This window comes from Streptomyces sp. NBC_01006 (assembly GCF_045162725.1).
Classification (GTDB): Bacteria; Actinomycetota; Actinomycetes; order Streptomycetales; family Streptomycetaceae; genus Streptomyces.
In genome coordinates, this window is sequence record NZ_CP108700.1 from 5,326,664 (window position 1) to 5,348,297 (window position 21,634).

General features: G+C 72.8%; 24 protein-coding genes. 17 read left to right on the top strand and 7 right to left on the bottom strand.

Translation table 11 applies throughout. The features are described from left to right. Window positions 1–70: 70 nt before the first annotated feature. The 5 genes from OG509_RS24520 (at window position 71) to OG509_RS24540 (ending at window position 5,622) form a co-directional block, all read left to right on the top strand. On the top strand, window positions 71–1,870 hold the full coding sequence (locus OG509_RS24520; RefSeq protein ID WP_406184653.1) for a hypothetical protein: 1,800 nt from the start codon (window positions 71–73) through the stop codon (window positions 1,868–1,870). Between the two features lie 182 nt (window positions 1,871–2,052). Further along, the gene (locus OG509_RS24525; protein ID WP_406184654.1) at window positions 2,053–3,015 is read left to right on the top strand and encodes an ABC transporter ATP-binding protein; all 963 of its coding nucleotides are present in this window, start codon (window positions 2,053–2,055) and stop codon (window positions 3,013–3,015) included. After that, window positions 3,015–3,770: an ABC transporter permease gene (locus OG509_RS24530; protein WP_406184656.1), complete on the top strand. Its 756-nt coding sequence runs from the start codon at window positions 3,015–3,017 to the stop codon at window positions 3,768–3,770. The genes OG509_RS24525 and OG509_RS24530 overlap by 1 nt, the downstream gene beginning before the upstream one ends. An 89-nt stretch (window positions 3,771–3,859) precedes the next feature. After that, window positions 3,860–5,008 (top strand): sensor histidine kinase, encoded by a 1,149-nt coding sequence (locus tag OG509_RS24535; RefSeq protein ID WP_406187668.1) that lies wholly within the window; start codon window positions 3,860–3,862, stop codon window positions 5,006–5,008. Beyond that, the gene (locus OG509_RS24540) at window positions 5,005–5,622 is read left to right on the top strand and encodes a response regulator (RefSeq protein ID WP_406184658.1); all 618 of its coding nucleotides are present in this window, start codon (window positions 5,005–5,007) and stop codon (window positions 5,620–5,622) included. The genes OG509_RS24535 and OG509_RS24540 overlap by 4 nt, the downstream gene beginning before the upstream one ends. Window positions 5,623–5,659: 37 nt before the next feature. Here the strand turns inward: OG509_RS24540 and OG509_RS24545 are convergent, their stop codons facing one another. Beyond that, on the bottom strand, window positions 5,660–6,451 hold the full coding sequence (locus OG509_RS24545) for a transglutaminase-like domain-containing protein (protein WP_385584061.1): 792 nt from the start codon (window positions 6,449–6,451) through the stop codon (window positions 5,660–5,662). Continuing rightward, a complete protein-coding gene (locus OG509_RS24550; protein ID WP_406184659.1) occupies window positions 6,448–7,449 on the bottom strand; it encodes a GNAT family N-acetyltransferase in 1,002 nt (333 codons plus the stop codon). The genes OG509_RS24545 and OG509_RS24550 overlap by 4 nt, the downstream gene beginning before the upstream one ends. Window positions 7,450–7,566: 117 nt before the next feature. Between OG509_RS24550 and fdxA the strand changes: the two genes are divergently transcribed. Further along, a complete protein-coding gene (gene fdxA, locus OG509_RS24555) occupies window positions 7,567–7,896 on the top strand; it encodes a ferredoxin (RefSeq protein ID WP_030868357.1) in 330 nt (109 codons plus the stop codon). A gap of 122 nt (window positions 7,897–8,018) precedes the next feature. Continuing rightward, entirely contained in the window at window positions 8,019–9,113 is a 1,095-nt protein-coding gene (dapC, locus tag OG509_RS24560; RefSeq protein WP_406184660.1) for a succinyldiaminopimelate transaminase, read from the top strand. Between the two features lie 89 nt (window positions 9,114–9,202). On the opposite strand, the gene OG509_RS24565 is transcribed toward dapC, so the two are convergent. Both OG509_RS24565 and OG509_RS24570 read right to left on the bottom strand, forming a co-directional pair. Next, on the bottom strand, window positions 9,203–9,649 hold the full coding sequence (locus OG509_RS24565) for an ATP-binding protein (protein ID WP_406184661.1): 447 nt from the start codon (window positions 9,647–9,649) through the stop codon (window positions 9,203–9,205). Between the two features lie 235 nt (window positions 9,650–9,884). Beyond that, a complete protein-coding gene (locus tag OG509_RS24570; protein WP_406184663.1) occupies window positions 9,885–10,850 on the bottom strand; it encodes a hypothetical protein in 966 nt (321 codons plus the stop codon). Window positions 10,851–10,936: 86 nt separating this feature from the next. On the opposite strand from OG509_RS24570, the gene dapE reads away from it, so the two are divergent. Together dapE and OG509_RS24580 are read left to right on the top strand one after the other, a co-directional pair. Further along, the gene (gene dapE, locus OG509_RS24575) at window positions 10,937–12,016 is read left to right on the top strand and encodes a succinyl-diaminopimelate desuccinylase (protein WP_053691737.1); all 1,080 of its coding nucleotides are present in this window, start codon (window positions 10,937–10,939) and stop codon (window positions 12,014–12,016) included. A gap of 64 nt (window positions 12,017–12,080) precedes the next feature. Then, window positions 12,081–12,848, top strand: coding sequence for a TIGR00730 family Rossman fold protein (locus OG509_RS24580; RefSeq protein WP_406184664.1), 768 nt, complete (start codon window positions 12,081–12,083; stop codon window positions 12,846–12,848). A gap of 189 nt (window positions 12,849–13,037) precedes the next feature. Here OG509_RS24580 and folP read toward each other — a convergent pair whose 3' ends face one another. Next, entirely contained in the window at window positions 13,038–13,898 is an 861-nt protein-coding gene (gene folP / locus OG509_RS24585) for a dihydropteroate synthase (protein ID WP_406184666.1), read from the bottom strand. Between the two features lie 82 nt (window positions 13,899–13,980). Here folP and OG509_RS24590 point away from each other — a divergent pair, with 82 nt between their 5' ends. Together OG509_RS24590 and OG509_RS24595 are read left to right on the top strand one after the other, a co-directional pair. After that, on the top strand, window positions 13,981–14,343 hold the full coding sequence (locus tag OG509_RS24590) for a DivIVA domain-containing protein (RefSeq protein ID WP_406187669.1): 363 nt from the start codon (window positions 13,981–13,983) through the stop codon (window positions 14,341–14,343). Further along, the gene (locus OG509_RS24595) at window positions 14,340–14,915 is read left to right on the top strand and encodes a DNA-3-methyladenine glycosylase I (RefSeq protein WP_406184668.1); all 576 of its coding nucleotides are present in this window, start codon (window positions 14,340–14,342) and stop codon (window positions 14,913–14,915) included. The genes OG509_RS24590 and OG509_RS24595 overlap by 4 nt, the downstream gene beginning before the upstream one ends. Window positions 14,916–14,968: 53 nt before the next feature. Here the strand turns inward: OG509_RS24595 and OG509_RS24600 are convergent, their stop codons facing one another. Beyond that, on the bottom strand, window positions 14,969–15,772 hold the full coding sequence (locus OG509_RS24600; RefSeq protein ID WP_385584037.1) for an enoyl-CoA hydratase/isomerase family protein: 804 nt from the start codon (window positions 15,770–15,772) through the stop codon (window positions 14,969–14,971). 333 nt (window positions 15,773–16,105) lie between these two features. Here OG509_RS24600 and OG509_RS24605 point away from each other — a divergent pair, with 333 nt between their 5' ends. Then, on the top strand, window positions 16,106–16,273 hold the full coding sequence (locus OG509_RS24605; protein ID WP_003966491.1) for a DUF3117 domain-containing protein: 168 nt from the start codon (window positions 16,106–16,108) through the stop codon (window positions 16,271–16,273). Between the two features lie 110 nt (window positions 16,274–16,383). Here the strand turns inward: OG509_RS24605 and OG509_RS24610 are convergent, their stop codons facing one another. After that, window positions 16,384–17,046, bottom strand: coding sequence for an O-methyltransferase (locus tag OG509_RS24610; RefSeq protein WP_030153432.1), 663 nt, complete (start codon window positions 17,044–17,046; stop codon window positions 16,384–16,386). A 216-nt stretch (window positions 17,047–17,262) separates the two neighbouring features. Here OG509_RS24610 and sigE point away from each other — a divergent pair, with 216 nt between their 5' ends. From sigE to OG509_RS24635, 5 genes are all read left to right on the top strand, one after another. Then, entirely contained in the window at window positions 17,263–18,042 is a 780-nt protein-coding gene (gene sigE / locus OG509_RS24615) for an RNA polymerase sigma factor SigE (protein WP_389409855.1), read from the top strand. Beyond that, window positions 18,039–18,662, top strand: a complete 624-nt coding sequence (locus OG509_RS24620; protein WP_406184670.1) for an anti-sigma factor family protein — start codon at window positions 18,039–18,041, stop codon at window positions 18,660–18,662. Before sigE ends, OG509_RS24620 begins: the two co-directional genes overlap by 4 nt. 131 nt (window positions 18,663–18,793) lie before the next feature. After that, window positions 18,794–20,095 carry a S1C family serine protease gene (locus tag OG509_RS24625; RefSeq protein WP_406184671.1) on the top strand — a complete coding sequence of 434 codons (1,302 nt, stop codon included), beginning with the start codon at window positions 18,794–18,796 and terminating at the stop codon, window positions 20,093–20,095. A gap of 106 nt (window positions 20,096–20,201) precedes the next feature. Then, complete coding sequence (locus OG509_RS24630) at window positions 20,202–20,648, top strand: sec-independent translocase (protein WP_406184672.1); 447 nt, start codon at window positions 20,202–20,204, stop codon at window positions 20,646–20,648. A gap of 151 nt (window positions 20,649–20,799) precedes the next feature. Beyond that, window positions 20,800–21,570, top strand: coding sequence for a hypothetical protein (locus OG509_RS24635; protein ID WP_406184673.1), 771 nt, complete (start codon window positions 20,800–20,802; stop codon window positions 21,568–21,570). Window positions 21,571–21,634 lie beyond the last annotated feature (64 nt).

Below are 21,634 nucleotides of genomic sequence, written 5' to 3' on the forward strand. Positions count from 1 at the left end.
AACCGGCCGGAACCCGTCCTTGCCTGTGCCGCCTGGGCCTGGCGCGGCGACTGCCTCGGAGGAGAACCCTGTGACCTCGAACCCGTCCACGCCCGACACCGACGGGCCGAAGACAGAGACCACCCTGACGACCCGGATCCGGATCAACATCCCGGGTTCGCGGCCGATCCCGCCGGTGGTCGTACGCAAGCCGATGGCGGCCGTCGCCGAGTCGGAGCCGGAGGCCGCGGTCGAGGCCGCCGCCGTTCCCGTCGCCGGGCCCGCCGCGGCGGAGCCCGCCGGGAGCGCGCCCGCCGCCGAGGCCGAGGAGCCGGCCAGCAACTGGTTCGCCCCCCGCAAGCCGGCCGCCCCGGCGCCCGCGCCCGCCGCGGCTCCGGCCCCGGCGCTGCCGACCCGTACCCCGGCCGCGGCCGGCCCCGCGCCCGTACTGCCCACCCGCACTCCGGCCGGTCCCGGCCCGGTGCCGCCCGGCCCGGGGGCCGGCTTCGCGCCGGGCCGCCCGGCCGGCCCGGGTCCCCGTACGGGCGCCCCGGCGGGCCCCGGCTACGGCCCGGGCCCCGGTCCCGAGGCACCGCTCGCCCCCCGGATGCCCGGCGGCCCCGGCGTCGGCACGCCCCTGGGCCACGCCGGCTACGGCGACACCGACGGCGGTCCCGCCACCGAGGCGTTCCCCGCGTACGGCGGCCCGGTCGGTACCGGCGCCCCCGCGGGCCCCACCGGCGGCCCCGCGCTCGGCTCCGTCCCGGTCGGCTCCCCCCGCGGCGACGAGGCCCGCTGGCCCGGACCCGAGCTGGACGACCCGCTCCCGCCGATCCCCGGCCCGGGCGGTCCGCGCCCGGTCCCGACGCCGGTCCCGACCCCGGTCCCCGCCCCGGCGGCGGCGGCCCCCGCACGCCCGAAGCCGGCCTCCATGACGCCGACCAAGGTCAAGAAGGGCCGCTCCAGGCTGGTCCTCCTCGGCGGCGGCCTCATCGCCCTGCTCGGCGTGGCCTACGGCGCCGGGTTGCTCCTCAACCACTCCGACGTCCCCAAGGGCACCACCGTCATGGGCGTCGACATCAGCGGCAGCCGCGACGAGGCCGTCGGCAAGCTCATGACGGCCTTCGGCAACCGCGCCGCCACCCCGCTCGCGCTCACCGTCGGCGGCAAGCAGGTCGAGCTCAAGCCCGAGAAGGCCGGTCTGAGTCTGGACGCCCAGACCACCGTCCGCAACGCGGCGGGCAGCGACTACAACCCCGTCACGGTCATCGGCTCGCTCCTCGGCAACGAGCGCATCGCGGAAGCCGAGTTGCCGGTCGACGAGGAGAAGCTCCAGGTCGCGCTCCAGGAGCTGGCCGGCACCGCCGGTACGGCCACCGAGGGCACCATCACCTTCGACACCGGCAAGGCCGTCGCCGTCCCCGGCAAGCCCGGCACCACCCTGGACGCGGGCGCCTCCGCCGAGCGGGTCAAGAAGGCCTTCCGCGATCTGGTCGCCACCGGCAAGGCGGCCCCGGTCGAACTCCCGGTCACCACCAAGAACCCGGTCGTCGACCAGGCCGAACTGGACCGGGCCATGAAGGAGTTCGCCGAGCCCGCCATGTCCGGCGTCGCCACCGTCAAGGCCGGCGGCAAGTCCCTCCCGTTCGGCGCCAAGTCCCTGCCCAAGATCCTCAGCATGCAGGTCGTGGACGGGCACCTGACCGAGAAGTACGACCTGGAAGCGCTCAAGGCGACGTACGGGAACACCTTCGACGGCGTCCTGATCACGCGCGGTACGGGCGAGAAGACCGCGGTCACCCCGCAGGACGTCGTCGGCGCCCTGCGCCAGGCGCTGCGCGGCAAGACCGCGGCCGAGCGGACGGTCGCGATCAACACCAACGGCAGCTAGCGGCCGAACCGGCCTGCCGGAGCCCCCGTCCGACCTCTCGGGCGGGGGCTGCGCCATGTCCGCCGCCGGCCCGGCCTTGCCTGCTCACAGGGGATGTCATGCCGACCGCATGACATCTGTCATCCACCAGTCACGACCGCAGACACTGCCGCGCACACCCCCGTACGAGGGAATCTTCAGTCATGACGACGACGACCTCGGCGCACACCGCCGCCGCCGCCGCGAAGGACACCGGCCCCGGCGCCGGCCCCGTGGTGGCCTTCCAGAACGTGACCAAGAGCTACGGCTCGGTCCGTGCTGTCGACGGCCTCTCCCTGGAACTCCACCCCGGCGAGACCGTCGCACTGCTCGGCCCCAACGGCGCCGGCAAGTCCTCCACCCTCGACCTGCTGCTGGGCCTGCGCCCTGCCGACTCCGGTACCGTCCGGCTCTTCGGCACCACCCCCCGCGAGGCCATCGCGGCCGGCCGGGTCGGCGCGATGCTCCAGAGCGGCGGCCTGATGGAGGACGTGACCGTACGGGAGGTCGTCGCCCTCGGCTGCGCCCTGCACCCCCGCCGCTACCCGGTCGAGGAGGTGCTCGGCCGCGCCGGGATCACCGAGATCGCCGACCGCATGGTCAACAAGCTCTCCGGCGGCCAGGAGCAGCGCGTGCGCTTCGCCCTCGCCACCGCCGGAGCGAACGACCTGATCGTCCTCGACGAGCCGACCACCGGCATGGACGTCACCTCCCGCCAGGCCTTCTGGGCGACGATGCGGGAGCAGGCCGCCCAGGGTCGCACGGTCCTGTTCGCCACCCACTACCTGGAAGAGGCCGACGCGATAGCCGACCGGGTCCTGGTCCTCAACAAGGGCCGGCTGCTCGCCGACGGCACCGCCGCCGAGATCAAGGCCAAGGCCGGCGCCCGCCGGATCGCCTTCGACCTGGCCGCGGACGCCCCCGTGGACGAGACGGCGCTGCGCGCCCTCCCGCACCTGACGGCCTACGAGCGCCACGGCGACACCATCAGGCTCCAGTCGCGCGACGCCGACGCCACGGTCCACGCCCTCTACGCGCTGGGCCTCTACCCCCGGAACCTGGAAGTCGCCGGGCTGGGCCTGGAGCAGGCCTTCATCGCCCTCACCGAGGCCGAGGAGGCCCACTGATGCTGACCACCGGAACCCTCAAGCTCATCAAGCTGGAGATCAGCCGCGCCCTGCGCAACAAGAAGTACCTGTTCTTCACCGTCCTCTACCCGGCCGCGCTGTTCCTGATGCTCGGCGGCACCCTGAGCGGCACCACGAAGGTCATGGGCACCGAACTGACCATGCCCGCCTTCTACATGGTCGCCATGGCCTCCTTCGGCGCCCTGACCGCCGTCCTGATGGGCAACAGCGAGCGCATCGCCAAGGAGCGCGAGAAGGGCTGGGTCCGCCAGCTGCGGCTGACCGCGCTGCCCGGCCGCGGCTACGTCCTCGGCAAGACCGCCAGCGCGGGCGTGCTCTCGCTGCCCGCCATCCTGGTCGTGTTCGCGGTCGCCGCGATCGTCAAGGGCGTACGGTTCGACGCCTGGCAGTGGCTCGCCCTGACCGGTTCCATCTGGGCCGGCAGCCTGGTCTTCGCCGCCCTCGGCGTGGCGATCGGCTACCTGGCGAGCGGGGACACCGTCCGCCCGATCACGATGCTGTTCTACTTCGGCCTGTCGATCCTCGGCGGCCTGTGGATGCCGACCGCGAACTTCCCCCAGTGGCTGCAGAACATCTGCGAATGGCTGCCGACCCGGGCGTACGCGGGCCTCGGCCAGGCCATCGAGCTCGGGGGAGCGCCGCACCTGAAGGACGTGGCGATCCTGGGGGTGTACTTCGTACTGTTCACCGGTGCCGCCGCATGGCTGTACCGCAAGGACTCGCTGAAGGCATGACGGGTGTGACGAGCGTGACGGGCGTGACGGGTGCGACGGGGACGACCGGTGGAACCGGCGCGGCGGAGCCGATGACCGAGACCGGCCTGATGGGAACGAAGGGCGGGCCCCGGGTCGGGCTCCGCCCCGAGAACCGCCGGCAGAAGATCGTGAAGTCGCTGTGGATCAGCGTCTGGCTGTTCTACCTCAGCGCCCCCGTCACCGACCTGGTCAGCGGCGGACACAGCCTCGGGGCCCGGCTGCTCGGCGGCCTGGGCCTCGTGGCCTTCGTCGCCTGGTACCTGGTCCTGGTCTTCCGCACCGCCCGGCAGATCGAGGCGTGGCGGGTACTGCTCTCGGTGGCGGTCCTCTCCGCGCAGGCCACGATCCTGTCGCTGGCCCTGGGCCGCGAATGGCTCGTCCTCTTCGTCTACGTGGCGATAGCCTCCGGCGCCGCGCTGCCGGGGGAGATCTCCCGGTTCACGGTGCCCGGCGCCACCGCCCTGCTCGCGCTGACGGCCTTGGCCGTGCCGGGCGGCGAGGACTACCTGGCCGGGCTGCTGATCCCGGCCCTGATGGGCGGGTTCGCGATGGTCGGCATCCGCGCGATGATCCGCACGACGATGGAACTGCGCGAGGCGCGGGCCACGGTGGCGCAGCTCGCGGCCAACGAGGAGCGGCTGAGGATGGCCCGGGACCTGCACGACCTCCTCGGCCACTCGCTGTCCCTGATCACGCTAAAGAGCGAGCTGGCGGGGCGGATGCTGCCGGAGCACCCCGAGCAGGCGGCCCAGCAGGTGGCGGACATCGAGCAGGTCAGCCGGCAGGCGCTGGTCGACGTACGGGAGGCCGTGAGCGGCTACCGGCGGCCGACCCTGCCGGGCGAACTGGCGGGCGCCCGCACCGCGCTGACGGCGGCGGGCGTGGTGGCGGACCTCCCGGCGGAGCCGGTGGAGGACCTCCCCGAGGAGGTGGAGTCGGCGCTGGCCTGGTCGCTGCGCGAGGCGGTGACGAACGTGGTCCGGCACAGCGGGGCGCAGCGGTGCACCGTCCGGCTGGAGACCCTGCAGACCCTGGCCGGACCGGTGGTGGAGCTGTCGGTCGCCGACGACGGCGGGGGCGGACCCGCGAAGGCGGGCAACGGGCTGACGGGCCTGACGGAACGCCTGGAGGCGGTCGGCGGCACGCTGTCTGCCGGACAGACGGGCAAGAAGGGCTTCCGCCTGCTGGCCCGCATCCACCTAGGATCGGAATCATGAGCAGACGCCCCATCCGGATCCTCCTTGCGGAGGACCAGTCCATGGTCCGGGAAGCCCTCGCGGCCCTCCTCGGACTGGAGCCGGACATCGAGGTGCTGGCCCAGGTCGCCCGCGGCGACGAGGTGGTGCCGGCGGCCCGGGCGCACGACGTGAACGTCGCACTGCTCGACATAGAGATGCCGGGCATGACGGGCATCGAGGCGGCGGCGGCCCTGCGGACCGCGGTCCCGGATCTCAAGATCGTCGTCCTGACCACCTTCGGCCGCCCCGGCTACCTGCGCGGGGCGATGGAGGCGGGGGCCTCCGCGTTCCTGGTCAAGGACGCCCCGGCCGCGCAACTGGCCGAGGCGGTGCGCAAGGTCCTGGCGGGCGAGCGCGTCATCGACCCCACCCTGGCGGCGGCGGCCCTGGCGGAGGGCGCGAACCCGCTGACGGACCGCGAACGGGAGGTCCTGCGCGCCGCCGAGGACGGAGCCACGAACGCCGAACTCGCGGCCCGCCTCCACCTCTCCCAGGGCACGGTCCGCAACTACCTCTCGACGGCGATCCAGAAACTGGCCTCCCGCAACCGCGCGGAAGCCATCCGCGCGGCCCGCGAAAAGGGCTGGCTGTAGCGGCTGCGGCCCCGCGCCGCGGCGCCCGCCCCGGGGGTCAGTTCAGCAGCGCCCTGGCCGACAGGGCCTCGCTGCGGATCCGCGCCGCGGCCGGCGGATCGATCGCGTCGACGACCTCCGCGTAGGACTCCATCTCGGCGGCGCCGAACGCGAACTGCCCCCGCTCGACCAGCAGCTTCGCCCGTTCGTACCGCAGCGACGCCGGATGCGAGGGCAGCAGCAGCGACAGCTCCAGCGCCCACAGCGCCACCCCCGACTGCTCCGGCCGCGCCGACGCCCACGCCCTGATGTTGTTCAGGATCCGCAGGACGATGTCCAGCGTCCGCGCGGGCGTCCGCGGCTCGGCCGCCTGCTCCGCGGGCCCGGCCCCCAGTGAGGCGCCCCCGGCGAACGGGTCCACCACCAGCCCCTCGTCCGGATCCCCGAACCCCACCACGAAGTGCCCCGGCAGCCCCAGTCCGTACACCGGCGCACCCGCGCGCCGCGCGACCTCCAGCCAGACGACGGACAGGAGGATCGGCAGGCCCCGGCGCCGCCGCAGCACCTCGTGCAGCAGCGAGGACGACAGCCGGTCGTAGTCCGCGGGCGTGCCGTGGAAGCCCATCCGGCCGCCCAGCAGCTCCGTCACCGCCGAGGCCCAGGCCTTCCCGCCGCGCAGTCCGTACGGCAGCATCCCCGCCAGCCGGTCCAGTTCGATCTGCGCCCAGTCCATGGCCCGTTCGTCCAGCTCCGGATCCGCCTCCGCGGCCAGCAGCAGGCACAGCAGGGCCAGGTCCGGACGCTCCGAGCGGGCCTCCTCCGCGAACCGAGCCCGGGACTCCGCGCTCATCGCGCGCCCCCTGCGGCCCGGAACCGGAAGTGGTGGTACGCGTGGTGCGCCGCGAAGCCCAGCCCGTCGTACAGCGCCAGCGCCCCCGCATTGTCCGCCTCCACCTGGAGCCACGCCGCCGACGCGCCCTCCTCCAGCGCCCGCCGGGCCAGTACCGCCATCACCACCGTGCCCAGGCCCCCGCGCCGGTGCTCCGGGTCGACCTCGACCGCGGCGAAGCCGGCCCACCGGCCGTCCACCACCAGTCGCCCTATCGCCCGCCCTGGCAGCGTCGCGAACCACACCGACGGCCCCGCGACCAGTACCCGCCGGGCCACCTCCGGGTCCTTGACCCGCCCGTACATCCCGAGCCACTCCTCGTCCGGGGTGCGGGTCAGCCGTACCTCGGAGGCGGCGGCGCCGGTGTCCACGTCCGCGATCGGCGCCAGCGCCGCGATCCGGACCTCCGCCGACACCTCGTTCACCCAGCCCCGGCGCTCCAGCTCGGCGCCCAGCAGCTCCTGCGTGCCGACCGCGCCGGTCGCCGTCTGCACGTACGCCGGAAGTTCACGTTCCGCGTACCAGGCCGTCACTCGCGCGAGTGCTTCGTCCAGCGGGAGCCCCGGGTCGCCGAGCGGCAGCACGGAGTTCGCCCGCCGGGTGAAGCCGCCGGCCGCCCGCAGCGTCCACTCGCCCAGCGGCTCGCTCTCCAGCGGCTGCCAGGCCCGCGCGCCGACCCGCGCCAGCTCCTCGAAAGAGGCCGCGGGACCCCGCCGCCGGGCCGGCGCCGGGGGCACGATCTTGCCCGCGACCAGCGACGATTCCGAGATGTGGACGGACTCGCCGCTCTTTCGTGTGATCGTCAGCACACCCTGGTCCCAGGATGTGAGAACCCCTACCGTGTCAGTGAACGAGGGCGCCTCGTCCGCCCCGCCCTCCACCCGTCGTACAGAGACTCGTTTACCCACGTCAGCCGGGGTAATACGGATCTCCAGCAGCCCACCGGCAGTGATTTCCACAGCTCTGTCCGCCCCTCCTGTTCGGATCGTGCCCGGGAACGGAGATACTAGGCGTGGGCATCGACGACGCCGCGCTCCCGCGCGATATGGAAAGCCCTACCGAGGAGGAACGAGAGCGTGACCTACGTCATCGCGGAGCCTTGTGTCGACGTCAAGGACAAGGCATGCATCGAAGAGTGCCCCGTCGACTGCATCTACGAGGGCCAGCGGTCCTTGTACATCCACCCCGACGAGTGCGTCGACTGTGGTGCGTGTGAGCCGGTCTGCCCGGTCGAGGCCATCTTCTACGAGGACGACACTCCGGAAGAGTGGAAGGACTACTACAAGGCGAACGTCGAGTTCTTCGACGAGCTCGGTTCGCCCGGTGGTGCCTCCAAGCTGGGCCTGATCGAGCGCGATCACCCCTTCATCGCGGCGCTTCCGGCGGACATCAACCCGAGTCACTGACGACGGCCGGTACCGCCAGAACCGCCCCTCGGTCCCGTACGGCCCTCGTGCCGCGCGGGACCGAGCCGTTTGCCCGCACGCACAGCCGGTACGTCCAGCACCAGTAGAGAGCAGAGAACACCGTGGCCGCAGTATCCGCACGTCTTCCCGCCTTCCCCTGGGACAAGCTGGAGCCGTACAAGAAGACGGCGGCGGCCCACCCGGACGGCATCGTGGACCTGTCCGTGGGCACGCCCGTGGACCCGGTTCCGCAGCTGGTCCAGGACGCCCTCGTCGCGGCCGCCGACTCCCCGGGCTACCCCACGGTGTGGGGAACCGGCGCGCTGCGCGACGCGATCACCGGCTGGCTGAAGGGCCGCCTCGGCGCGAGCGCCGCCGGGCACCGCAATGTCCTGCCGGTCGTCGGTTCCAAGGAGCTGGTGGCCTGGCTGCCGACCCAGCTGGGTCTGGGCGCCGGGGACAAGGTGGCGTACCCCCGGCTCGCGTACCCCACGTACGAGGTCGGCGCGCGGCTGTGCGGCGCGGAGGCGGTCGTCTACGACGACCCCCGGGACCTCGACCCGGCCGGCGTGAAGCTGCTGTGGCTCAACTCCCCGTCCAACCCCACCGGAAAGGTCATCCCGAAGGAAGACCTGGTCCGGATCGTGGCCTGGGCGCGCGAGCACGGGATCCTGCTCTTCAGCGACGAGTGCTACCTGGAGCTGGGCTGGGAGGCCGAGCCCGTCTCCGTCCTGCACGACGACGTCTGCGGCGGCTCGTACGAGGGCATCGTCGCGGTCCACTCGCTCTCGAAGCGCTCGAACCTGGCGGGCTACCGGGCCGCGTTCATCGCCGGTGACGCCGAGGTGCTCGGCGAGCTGCTGGAGATCCGCAAGCACGGCGGCATGATGACCCCGGCGCCGGTGCAGGCGGCCACGGTCGCCGCGCTCGGCGACGACGCGCACGTCGCGGAGCAGCGCGGGCGCTACGCGGCGCGGCGCGAGGCGCTGCGGGCGGCCCTGGAGGCGCACGGCTTCCGGGTCGAGCACAGCGAGGCCAGCCTGTACCTGTGGGTCACCCGGGACGAGCCCTGCTGGGACACGGTCGCCCACCTCGCCGAGCTGGGCATCCTGGTCGCGCCGGGCGATTTCTACGGTACGGCGGGCGCGGAGTTCGTCCGCGTCGCCCTCACGGCGACGGACGAGCGCGTCGAAGCGGCGGTCAAGCGCCTCGCCTGACCCGGCGTCGGTGCGGCCGCGGTCCGCAGACGGCCCGAGGGGCCGGGAGTTCGTGCTCCCGGCCCCTCGGTGTTCCTGCGTGCGGCGGGTCAGCCGCCCAGCGGGAGCCCGCCCAGCGGCAGCCCCTGGGTGGGGAGCGCGCCGGTCAGGCCCCCGGGGACGGCGTCGGTCGGCAGCGCGCCGGTGGGCAGGTCGCCGGTCGGCAGGTTGCCGGTGGGCAGACCCTTGGCCGGCAGACCCTTGGCCGGCAGCCCGCCGAGCAGGCCGGTCGCGGTGTCGGTGACCTCGGCGGGGGCGCCGGGTACGGCCTTGGCGGCGGTGTCCGTCGCGGTGGTGGCAGCGGCCTCACCGGTGCCGACCACGTCGCCCGCGGAGCCGGTGGCGTCCGAGGCGTCCGGGCTGGTGAGCGCGCCCAGCTGCGGCACGGACCCCAGGTCCGCGGCGCTGGCCGCGCCGGCCGCACCGACCACGGGAGCTGCCCCGGCTGCGAGCAGCAGCGCGGTACGGGCGATCCGGCGGGTCAGGGGGAGGGACATGATGCTCCTAAGCGGTAGCGGCTGAGTACGCCGTGTACAACCGCTCAGGGGGCGGGTGGAGTTGCGGAGGCACCGGGTAAAGGATCAGTAACGCATCGTTTAATCGGCCTGCGCTACAAGCTCATCGGAACCGCGCCCACCAGGGGTTCCGCCCTTCCGGAGGCGGATCGGGCCGCCGCCCGGTCACCCCCGCACGGGGGACGCCTCGTACAGGCGAGCCCACGGCGGCGGCGCGTCACTGGGCCACGAAGATCCGTACCGAGCCGTCCTGCGCGCGGTGGGGATCGACGGCCCCGGTCTTGCCCTGCGGGCCGGCGGGCCCCAGCTGCTGCCACTCGCCCTTCGCCTGGCCCGCCACCCAGCTCGCCGGGCCGTACGAGACCCGGACGACTCCCATCCCGCGCGAGTTGGCCACCGCCCAGCCCGCCATCACCTTGCTGCCGCGCGCCGCCGAGGCCCCGCCGTCCTTCTTCTCGACGATGGTCACCTCGGCCTCCTTGACCTTCCCGGCCGCGTCCTGCGTACGGCGCGGCTCCGCCGGAGCGTCGTGCATCTTGGCCTTGGCGAAGATCCGGGTGAGCTCCGTGCGCACCTTCTCCGGGTCGCCCGGCGCGGTCGGCGCGGGCCCGCCGCAGGTCAGCTCGCCGTCCCCGGCGAAGGCCGCCGCCATCACGACCGCGTCCGTCTCGTGCTTCGCGTACGCCTCGGGATAGCCGCTGCGCTGCACCTCCTGCGCGGCCTCCGTCAGCGGGAGCTGCGCGTACCCCTTGATCTCGACGAGGTGGTCGTAGAACTTCCCGGCCGAGTACACCGGGTCCATGATCTGCTCCTCGGTGCCCCAGCCCATCGAGGTCCGCTGCTGGAACAGGCCCAGCGAATCCCGGTCGCCGTGGGGGAGGTTGCGCAGCCCCGACTCCTGCATCGCGGTCGCCAGCGCGATGGCCAGGGCCCGGTCCGGCAGGCCCTTGGCAACGCCGACCGCGGCTATGGTCGCGGCGTTGCCCGCCTGTTCCGGGGTCATGTCGACGCCGGTCGGACTCGTCCGCACGCTGGCCGTGCAGTGCGGCGCGCCGCCACCGCCGTTCGTGGTGTTGTACTGCACGGCGAAGTAGCCGATCAGTGCGAGCAGCACCAACACACCGGCGCACGTGAGCAGCGGCCGGCGGCGGCGACGAGGACGGGGGGGATCGTTCCGGGTCACGGCGCCCACCGTACTTGAGCCATGTGACGCGTCCACCGGCCGGACGTGAGAGCTTCGCCGCAGTCCTGGGCATTAGGGTCAGAGCCATGTCCGAATCCGAGCTGGACCTCACCCTGGACGCCGCCGAGCTGACCGCCCGGCTCGTCGACATCCCGTCCGTGAGCGGCGACGAAAAGGTCCTCGCCGACCTGGTGGAGCACGCGCTGCGCGCCCTGCCGCACCTCACGGTCGACCGGTACGGCAACAACGTCGTGGCCCGTACGAACCTCGGCAGGGCCGAGCGCGTCGTCCTCGCCGGCCACCTCGACACCGTGCCGATCGCCGACAACGTCCCGTCCCGCCTGGACGAGAACGACGTCCTGTGGGGTTGCGGAACGACCGACATGAAATCCGGCGTCGCCGTACAGCTGCGCATCGCCGCGACCGTGCCCGAGCCCAACCGCGACCTCACCTTCGTCTTCTACGACCAGGAGGAGGTCGCCGCCGACCTCAACGGCCTGGGCAAGGTCGCCGAGGCCCACCCCGACTGGCTGACCGGCGACTTCGCGGTCCTGCTGGAGCCGTCGAACGCCGAGGTCGAGGGCGGCTGTCAGGGCACCCTGCGCGTCCTGCTCCGCACGTCCGGCGAGCGCGCCCACTCCGCGCGCAGCTGGATGGGCTCCAACGCCATCCACGCGGCGGCCCCGATTCTCGCCAAACTCGCGGCGTACGAGCCCCGCAAGCCCGTGATCGACGGCCTGGAGTACCACGAGGGCCTGAACGCGGTCCGCATCGAGGGCGGCGTCGCCAACAACGTCATCCCTGACGCATGCACCGTGACGGTCAACTTCCGCTTCGCCCCGGACCGCAGCATGGACGAGGCGATCGCCCACGTCCGTGAGGTCTTCGCGGACTGCGGCGTCGACGAGTTCGTGATCGACGACTTCTCGGGCGGCGCCCTCCCCGGCCTCTCCCACCCCGCCGCGGCCGCGTTCATGGAGGCGGTCGGCGGCCGCGCCATGCCGAAGTTCGGCTGGACGGACGTCTCCCGCTTCAGCGCCCTCGGCGTTCCGGCGGTCAACTACGGCCCGGGCGACGCCCTGCTGGCCCACAAGGTCGACGAGCGCGTGGAGACGAAGGCGATCCTGCACTGCGAGGAACGACTCCGCGCCTGGCTGACCTCCTGAATTCCGCTTCTCGTCACCTTTGTGCGCCTAGGCTGATCCAACGATCAGCAGGAGGGAGCACATCATGGGCAACCACCGCACTTCCGACGGGGACGCTCGTCGTCGGCCCGAGGAGCAGCAGCTCGGGCCGGTGCTGCGCAGGCGGAGCCAGGTGCAGGCGGGCAGTACGACGGACCAGCGGCTGCTGGATTCCGCCGGGCCCACCGAGTGGGTGCACACCGATCCCTGGCGGGTCCTGCGCATCCAGTCGGAATTCATCGAGGGCTTCGGCACGCTGGCGGAGCTTCCGCCGGCGATCAGCGTGTTCGGCTCGGCCCGTACGCCCGTCGGCTCGCCGGAGTACGAGGCCGGCGTGCAGATCGGCAGCGCGCTCGTGGAGGCGGGCTTCGCGGTGATCACGGGCGGCGGCCCGGGCGCGATGGAGGCGGCCAACAAGGGCGCCCGGGAGGCCAACGGGATCTCCGTGGGCCTGGGCATCGAGCTCCCCTTCGAGCAGGGGCTCAACCAGCACGTGGACCTCGGGCTGAACTTCCGGTACTTCTTCGTCCGCAAGACGATGTTCGTGAAGTACAGCCAGGGCTTCGTGGTCCTGCCGGGCGGACTCGGCACGCTGGACGAGCTGTTCGAGGCCCTGACCCTGGTCCAGACCCAGAAGATCACCCGGTTCCCGATCGTGCTGTTCGGGTCGGAGTACTGGTCGGGCCTGGTCGACTGGCTGAGGAACACGGTGATCGCGCAGGGCAAGGCCTCGGAGCGCGACCTTTACCTCTTCCACGTCACGGACGACGTGGACGAGGCGATCGCGCTGGTGACCAAGGAAGTCGGCAAGTAGCCGCGGCGGCGGCCGCCGCGCCGCCGCTACGCGAGCCCCCGGCGGGCCACCGCCGGGGGCCGGTGGCCCTGGATCGAGGCCACCATGTCCAGGAGCCGCTTCTTCACGCCGCTCTCGCGAGGTTCGGCGCCGGGGCGCCTCACCGGCTTCGAGCGGCTGCGCCGGCCTCCGGCCGTCGGGTCGTGTGGCTCAGGCCAGTCCGCGGCGGGCGACCGCGGGCGGCCGGTGGCCCTGGATCGAGGCCACCATGTCCAGGATCTGCTTGGTCTCCGCGACCTCGTGGACCCGGTAGACCTGGGCGCCGAGCCAGGCCGAGACGGCCGTCGTGGCCAGGGTGCCCAGCAGGCGCTCCTTGACCGGCTTGTCGAGGGTCTCGCCGACGAAGTCCTTGTTGGACAGGGAGACCAGCACCGGCCAGCCGGTGTCCGTCATCTCGCCCAGCCGGCGCGTGGCCTCCAGCGAGTGGCGGGTGTTCTTCCCGAAGTCGTGGCCCGGGTCGATCATGATCGCGTCGCGCCGGACACCGAGCGCGGCCGCGCGCTCCGCGAGACCGACCGTGACCCGCAGGATGTCCTCCACCACGTCGTCGTACGTGATCCGGTGCGGCCGGGTGCGCGGCTCGACCCCGCCCGCGTGGGTGCAGACCAGGCCGGCGCCGTGGCGGGCCGCGACCTCGGCCAGCTTCGGGTCCACCCCGCCCCAGGCGTCGTTCAGGACGTCGGCCCCGGCTTCGCAGACGGCCTCGCCGACCTCGTGCCGCCAGGTGTCGACGCTGATCACCACGTCCGGGTGACGGCGCCGCACCTCGGCCACGAAACCGACCGTGCGCCGGGCCTCCTCGGCCGCGTCCACGTGCTCGCCCGGACCTGCCTTGACCCCGCCGATGTCGATGATCGCGGCGCCCTCGGCGACCGCCTGCTCGACCCGGTCCAGCGCGGGCTCGTCGCGGAACGTCGCACCCTGGTCGTAGAAGGAGTCCGGAGTCCGGTTCACGATGGCCATGATCACCGGCTCGTGGGTGTCGAACTCGCGCCTGCCCAGTCGCAGCATCCCGTTCTTTCCTCCTCCGGCGGCCCTCGCGCCTCGCTGCGACCTTAACCTGGTGGCCGGTGGCCCGATGTCTCTCAGGGAGTTGCTCGTGTTCTGGTTCTTGCTGATCGCGCTGGTCGTGGTCGTCGCGGCGGTCACCCTGGCCGTGGTGGGCGGTGGTTCCGAGGCAGTGCTCCCGGAGGCGGAGCCGGACCGGGTGGCCGACGCGCTGCCGGAGAGCCGCCCGGTCGTACGGGGCGACATCGACGCCCTGCGCCTGCCGGTCGCGCCGCGCGGGTACCGGATGGCCGAGGTGGACGACGTACTGGAGCGGCTCGCGGCGGAGCTCGCCGAGCGGGACGCGCGGATCGCGGAGCTGACGACCGCGGCCGCACAGGGCCGCGCCGCGCAGGCCCCGGGCACCGCGGTCGACCTGCACAAGGACGCCCACCAGGAGGGGCAGTGACGGCGGTCGCGGGTCCGGACGGCGGCCTGCGCTGTCCCTGGGCACTGGCCACCGAGGACTACATCGCGTACCACGACACGGAGTGGGGGCGCGCGGTGCACGGGGACGACGCCCTGTACGAGCGGCTGTGCCTGGAGGCGTTCCAGTCGGGGCTGTCCTGGCTGACGATCCTGCGCCGGAGGGAGGGCTTCCGTAAGGCCTTCTCGGGGTTCGTGATCGCCGAGGTCGCCGCTTTCGGGCCGGCCGACGCGGAGCGGCTGCTCGCCGACGAGGGGATCATCCGCAACCGGGCCAAGATCGAGGCCACGCTCGCCAACGCGAAGGTGCTGGCCGAGTGGGAGCCGGGCGAACTGGACGCGCTGATCTGGTCGTACGCGCCGGAGCCGGGCCGCCCGGCCCCGAAGGCGATCTCCGAGGTGCCGGCGGTGACGCCCGAGTCCACGGCCCTGTCCAAGGCGCTGAAGAAGGCGGGGATCCGGTTCGTCGGGCCCACGACCGCCTATGCGCTGATGCAGGCCTGCGGGCTGGTCAACGACCACCTGGCCGCCTGCGCCGCCCGTACCCCCGCCTGAGGCGGAGGAGGGCGGGGGCAGGCGGCAACGGGGGTGGCGGACTCAGCGGCCGCTCAACGGCCCAGGTACTTCGGCGGCTGCTTCGCGAGGAAGGCCTGGACGGCGATCGAGTGGTCCTCGGAGGAGCCTGCGCGGGCCTGCAGGGTGTCCTCGTGGGCCAGCGCCTCGGCCAGCGAGCGGGAGGCCCCGTAGGCGAGGGACTCCTTGAGGGCCGCGTAGGCCACCGTCGGGCCGGCCGCCAGGGTGCGGGCCACCGCCTCGGCCTCCGCGTGCAGGGAGTCCGAGGGGACCAGGCGGTTCACGATGCCGAGCTCGTACGCCTCCTGCGCCTTCACCGAGCGGGGGAAGAGCAGCAGGTCGGAGGCGCGGGAGGCGCCGATCAGGCGGGGGAGGGTCCAGGAGACGCCCGAGTCGGCGGTCAGCGCCACCCCCGCGAAGGAGGTGTTGAAGGAGGCCGTGTCGGCGACGACCCGGAAATCCGCCGCCAGTGCGAAGCCGAAGCCCGCCCCGGCCGCCACGCCGTTGACGCCCGCCACCACCGGCTTGGGCATCTCGGTCAGGGCGCGCACGATCGGGTTGTAGTGCTCTGCGACCGTGTTCATGGTCAGCGAGGAACCGGTCTCGCGGTCCGCCGCCAGGTTCCCGATGTGCTCCTTGAGGTCCTGGCCGACGCAGAACGCCCGGTTTCCGGCCGCCGTCAGCAGCACCGCGCGGACGGCCGGATCGGCGGCCGCCGCTTGGACCGCGTCGCGCAGCGCGACCTTGGCCTCGGTGTTCATCGCGTTCATGGCGTCGGGACGGTTGATCGTGATCTTCGCGAGTCCGTCGGTCACTTCGTAGAGCACGCTGTCGGCCATGGCAGGGGGTCCCCCTTCGTCGCGGGCTTGGCTACCGGCCGGTACCGGCCGGTGCAAGGGCCAGCATGGCGGACCGGACCGCTGCGGGGCATGTGATGTGCGTCAAAGAAAGCGGAGGGCGGACGCCGGGTGCGACGGCGAAGTATCGCAGGCACGTCCCCGAAATGAGTGGTTTTGGCCGAGCGCGTTGCGCAAGCGTTCCCTGCCGATGTTGGTCATCGGGTCCTGACATGCGGGATAATGGCCAGGAAGCAATGTGTTCGATGCCGGGTTCCAGGCGCCTGAATGGGGCCGTCGGCTGACGATGAGCTGGTTTCAGGAAGGGGAACGAGCATGGCGGCCATGAAGCCGCGGACGGGCGACGGCCCGCTCGAGGTCACCAAGGAGGGGCGGGGCATCGTCATGCGCGTACCGCTCGAGGGCGGCGGTCGGCTTGTCGTCGAGCTGACTCCGGACGAGGCGGACGCCCTGGGTGACGCCCTGAAGAAGGTCGTCGGCTAACCCGTCGGCAGCACCGCAGCACCACCAGTATTCTCTGCGCCGCCCCGGCCGCTTCCCGCGGTCGGGGCGGCGTTGTGTCATGTCCGGGTCCCTCCGAGCCGTACGGGCGCTCAGCGCCGGACCGCGCACAGCAGGCCGTCGCCCACCGGGAGCAGGGCCGCCTCCAGCGCCGGGCTCTCGCGGACGCTGCGCAGCAGCTCCCGTACGCGCAGGACCTCGGTCTGCTGGGCCGCCCCGTCGACGGTGCGGCCGTCCGAGAAGACCCCCTCGAAGCACACCAGCCCGCCGGGGCGCAGCAGGCGCAACGATTCGGCGAGGTAGTCGAGGGACTCGGAGGGGTCGCCGTCGCAGAAGACGAGGTCGTACCCGCCGTCGGCGAGCCGGGGGAGCACGTCGAGTGCGCGTCCGGGGATGAACCGGGCGCGGTTGCCCGCGAAGCCGGCGGCGCGGAAGGCCTGGCGGGCGAAGGCCTGCCGGTCGGCCTCGGGATCCACGGTGGTCAGCACCCCGTCAGGGCGCATGCCGTGGAGGAGGTGGATGCCGGAGACGCCGGTGCCGGTGCCGATCTCGGCCACCGCCTTGGCGTCCGCGGTGGCGGCGAGCAGGCGCAGCGCGGCCCCGGTGCCCGGGGAGACGGAGCGCAGGCCCGCTTCCCTGGCCCGGTCGCGGGCCCACCGCAGAGCGTCGTCCTCGGCGACAAACGCGTCGGCGAACGCCCAGCTCGTCTGCCGGTTGCCGGTAATGACCCTCTCCTGTCCCCATAGTTGGCGCAACGGTGACTGTATCCGCTGACGTCGGGAACCCGCAGATGGGACCGGGCGTTGGAGAAAACAGCGGCGGATCGAACCAGCGAGGCGAAAAGGGGCGTATGGGCCGGGCACAGCCGGGATAGATGGGGCGGCAGCGGGCAGATCGACGGCCCGGCCAGTCGCAGGCACGTGCAAAGTTACTGCAAAAACGCTTATCCGGAGCTGACGGGAGGGGTGGCTATGGTAGGGACTCCACTGGACACCACCAGAGCCGATAGGGGAGGTGCGGCTGCGCCTGTGGATCGTGGAGGCGTATTCAGACGCCTCTTCTGGTCGGCGGGTGAGCCGAAATCCGTGACCAACATTGCTGACCGCTTCCACACCGCTGCCACCGCAACCACCGCGACCTTTGCCGCCGATGCGGGCACCCAGGCGTGGACCCCTCCTTCATGGGAGGAGATCGTCAGCACGCACAGTGCGCGGGTCTACCGCCTTGCCTACCGTCTGACGGGCAACCAGCACGACGCCGAGGACCTCACGCAGGAAGTCTTCGTCCGCGTCTTCCGCTCGCTGTCCACGTACACGCCGGGCACCTTCGAGGGCTGGCTGCACCGGATCACCACCAACCTGTTCCTCGACATGGTCCGCCGCAAGCAGCGGATCCGCTTCGATGCGCTCGCCGACGACGCCGCCGAGCGGCTGCCGAGCCGCGAGCCGTCCCCGCAGCAGGTCCTGCACGACACCCACTTCGACGCGGACGTGCAGCAGGCGCTGGACACCCTTGCGCCCGAGTTCCGCGCGGCCGTGGTGCTGTGTGACATCGAGGGCCTGTCGTACGAGGAGATCGCCGCGACGCTCGGCGTGAAGCTCGGCACCGTGCGCAGCCGTATCCACCGGGGCCGGTCGCACCTGCGCAAGGCGCTCAAGCACCGGTCCCCCGAGGCCCGGGCCGAGCAGCGGGCGCTGGCGGGAGTGGCGGTGGGCGCGCCGGGCGCCGGGGGAGAGGGCGGAACCGAGTGAGCGGAGTCAGTCCCTCTCCTGCCGAACAGCACCTGGGTGACCGGCTGGCCGCCCTGGTCGACGGGGAACTGAGCCATGACGCGCGCGAGCGGGTCCTGGCCCATCTGGCCACGTGTGCCAAGTGCAAGGCCGAGGCCGATGCGCAGCGCCGCCTGAAGAGCATGTTCGTCGAGAGCGCGCCGCCGCCGCTGTCGGCCGGGCTGTTGGCCCGGTTGCAGGGGCTGCCGGGCGGCGGTCCCGACGGGCCGTCGGGTCCCCCTTCCGGTCCGCTCGGTCCACCCGGCGCGGATCTCTTCGGGTACGTGGCTCCGGCCCCGCCGCAGCAGGGCTTCCGCATACACGAGGTGGGGCGGCCGCGCCGCCGCTTCGCGTTCGTGGCGGCCGGGGCGGTCTCGCTGGCCGCGATCGCGCTGGGCGGCTCGCTGCCGATCGACTCGCTGGATCCGACCGTACGGGGCGAGGCCCCGGCATCGCGTCCGGGCCCGGCGGTGTCGGTGACGGATGCGGTGGTCCGCGACCGCGCTCCCGGCACCGGATTCGTGGCGGGCACGCGCCCCACGGCTCCCCTCCCCCCGGTGCATCCCTCGATCTCTCCCCGCCCGGTCTCCCTGACCCGCTGAGGTGCGGGGGGCCGGGGGCGCAGCCCCCGGTGGGCGGAGGACCTGGTTGAATCTGCGGCAGATGCGCCGCCCGGCGGTGCTACAGGTACCTCCCCCAGGCTCCGCCGGGGGGACCCCCAGGGGGAGCGCCCATGGCCGACCAGCAGCAGTCCGACACGGCCCCGACGTGGTGGAGCCGCCCCGCCCCGCAAGCGGAACCGGAGGCGGCTTCGGGCCCTGCGGCCGAGCCCGCGCCACAGGCCCCCGAGGCCGCGGCGGGACCCCGGTACGACCCCTGGGGCGAGCAGCCGCTGCAGGTGGTGGACCAGGGCAAGACGGCCGGCGCCGGCCACGTGGTACGGATGCGGCACGCCCTCGCGCTCGGGCTCGGTATCGCCCTGCTCGCCGGGGGCATCGGCGGGTGGCTCGGCGTGCTCGCCGAGCGGCAGAGCAGCACGCGCCTCGAACTGCCCCAGGCCGCCGTCGAGAACAAGGGCCGCGCCCCCGAGAGCGTGGCCGGGATCGCCGCCACCGCGCTGCCCGGAGTCGTCACCCTCCACGTACGCGGTACCACCGGCAGCGGTACCGGAACCGGGTTCGTCCTCGACGGGCAGGGGCACATCCTGACCAACAACCACGTCGTCTCCGACGCGAAGGACATAACGGTCACCTTCAGCACCGGTGAGAGCGTCACCGCCCAGCTGGTCGGCCGCGACAGCGGCTACGACCTGGCCGTGGTCAAGGTCGACGGCGTACGGGGCCTGCAGCCGCTCTCCCTCGGGAACTCCGAGAACGTGAAGGTCGGCGACCCGGTCGTGGCCATCGGCGCGCCCTTCGACCTCTCCAACACCGTCACCGCAGGCATCATCAGCGCCACCGGCCGGCCCATCACCGCCGGCGGCGACAAGGGCGACGGCAGCGACATCAGCTACGTCGACGCCCTCCAGACCGACGCCCCGATCAACCCCGGCAACTCCGGCGGCCCCCTCCTCGACGCCAAGGCCCGCGTGATCGGCATCAACAGTGCGATCAGGGGGGCGGACAAGGGGGACCAGGGGGACTCCGAGAAGCAGAGCGGCAGCATCGGGCTCGGCTTCGCCATCCCGGTCAACCAGGGCAAGCGCGTCGCCGAGGAGCTGATCCGCACCGGCCGCGCCACCCACCCCGTCATCGGCGTCACCCTCGACATGGAGTACACCGGCGACGGGGCCCGCGTCGGCACCAAGGGCGAGGGCGGCAAGCCCGCCGTCACCCCCGACGGCCCCGGGGCCCGGGCCGGGATCCAGGGCGGCGACGTGATCACCAAGGTGGACGGCGTGCGCGTGCACGGCGGCGACGAGCTCGTCATCAAGATCCGCGCCCACCGCCCAGGCGACCCGCTCACCCTGACCGTGCTGCGCGACGGCCGCGAGCGCACCCTGGAACTCGTCCTCGGTTCGGCGAACGGATCATGACCAGATGGAGAATCCCCGGCTGATGCGGCACCGATGTATGGGCCCGCAGACGAGGCCGGGTACCGTGTGTCGTGGCCCGAAGTGAAAAGAGCCGAGGAGCGGCAAGGTGTTCAACGACATAGGCGCACTCGAGCTCGTCACGATCGTGGTGCTCGCCATCCTCATCTTCGGCCCGGACAAGCTGCCGAAGGTGATCCAGGACGTCACCGGGGTCATCCGGAAGATCCGCGCGTTCTCCGACAGCGCCAAGCAGGACATCCGGTCCGAACTCGGCCCCGAGTTCAAGGACTTCGAGTTCGAGGACCTGAACCCGAAGACGTTCCTGCGCAAGCAGCTGAGCGAGAACGAGGACCTGAAGGAGATCCGCAGCACCTTCGATCTCCGCAAGGAGCTGAACGACGTCACCGACGCCGTGAACAGCCGTGAGGCGGACCCGGCCCCGGCCGCCGCGGGCGCCTCCGCCGCGCCCGCCGCCACCGGCCCGGACCTGCTGAAGAAGCCCGCCGCCCCGGCCGCCGAGCAGCGCACCCCGTACGACGCCGACGCCACCTGAGACACCCCCTGGTTTCGAGCCTTCCGGGCGATTCGGGGTCCGCTGGCTATCCTCCATGAGTCCGGACCCAGGACGCCCCAGGGTGGGGGTCCCCCCGACGACACGTGGGGGAGGGCGCGTTCCGGACCCCACGGAACGAGAGGCCGCATCGATGGAGACGACGAGCAGTAGCCGGGTAGGGGTGCAGCCCGCCGAGGCGCCCGCTGCCGCTACCGCACCAGCCGCGCAGTCGCAGCCCGCGCAGTCGCAGCCCGCGCCGGCCGAGACCGGTGCACCCCCGCAGCCGGCGCCCGCGCAGCCCCAGGAGGCCGCCGCGCCCGTCCCGGCGGCCCGCCGGACGGCCGAGGGGTACCTGCGGGCCGATTTCCCCTGGTACGGGCTGGACGGGGCCTTCACCGGCCCGCGCTGGCTCATGCAGGTGGGTACCGGGGCCGACGGCACCGTCGAGCACGGTTCCACCGGCCACGGTGACGAGCCCTCCGCGCGCGGAGAGCTCGCGACCGGCGAGAAGGAGCGCTTCGCGGTGGTCGTCACCGTCGCGAGCAACCCGCTGCGCCGCAGCAGCGACGGCACCGGCGTCCTGGAGGCCACCTCGGTCTCCTCGGCGGCCTGGCTGGCCGGCTCGGGGCTGCTGGCGTACAGCTGGCCGGGGCAGATGGACCACACCCTGCGCGACGACTGGCTCGACCAGCAGACCGAGGCCGCGTGGGAGCTCGCAGACGACCTCGCCGGGCCGGACTGGTCGACGCTGTCGCTCCCGGTCGACGGGGAGCCGACGCCGTTCCACTACCGCGAGTCGGAGTTCGGCTGGGTCCTGGCCGGGTCGACGAAGGGCGGCGTGCACGTGGGTGCGTACGGGCGGGGGATGAGCGCGTACGGACTCGGCTTCTCGGTGATCGGCGACATCGCGTCGTACGAGTAGCCCGGGTACGGGAAAGGGCACCGCCGGCCGGCGGTGCCCTCCTCGCTCAGGACGTGCTCAGGAC